This is a genomic window from Chryseobacterium sp. DT-167, from assembly GCF_058310155.1.
This window is the reverse complement of record NZ_JBZEEQ010000152.1, coordinates 1-504: the sequence shown is the minus strand read 5'-3', so window position 1 is coordinate 504 and position 504 is coordinate 1. Positions and strand designations below refer to the sequence as shown.

At 72.4% G+C, this 504-nt stretch carries 1 protein-coding gene; it reads left to right on the top strand.

Going from position 1 to position 504, the window contains the following annotated elements; genetic code table 11:
• The coding region (locus AC4FQ5_RS20225; protein WP_491146555.1) for an alpha/beta fold hydrolase at positions 1-382 on the top strand (382 nt) is incomplete at its 5' end.
• Between the last annotated feature and the right edge of the window lie 122 nt (positions 383-504).

Genomic DNA, 504 nt, shown 5'->3' with positions numbered 1-504 from the left:
CGCCGCGAACCTCGTCTACACGCCGTTCCCGATCGAGGGCGCCGAGCCCGGCACGGACGTCTCCGTCGCGATCGACGCGTTCCCCGAGGTCTTCGCGCACGGGGTACCGCTCGAGACCGCGCAGGTGCTCGCGGTCTCGCAGCGGCCGCTCGCCGCCTTCGCATTCGGCGAGCCCGCTCCGGTCGCGGCCTGGGCGACGACGCCGGCGTGGGGCATCGTCTCGCGCGACGACCACACGATCAACCCGGACGTCGAGCGTTTCGGCTACCAGCGGGCGGGACTGCGCGCGGTCGTCGAACTCGATTCGCCCCACCTCGTCATGCTGACCCACCCGGCGGAGGTCGCACAGGTCATCACCGACGCCGTGAACGCGGTCTCCTGAACCGATCGTCGAGTCGCTCGAGCCCACGCGGGACCAGGACGTCGCCATGACCGGAGCCGACCCGCGCGGGTTCGTCCTCGAACCGCTCGCTCTCGCGTTCGCGGAGGCGACGAGCGCGCCGC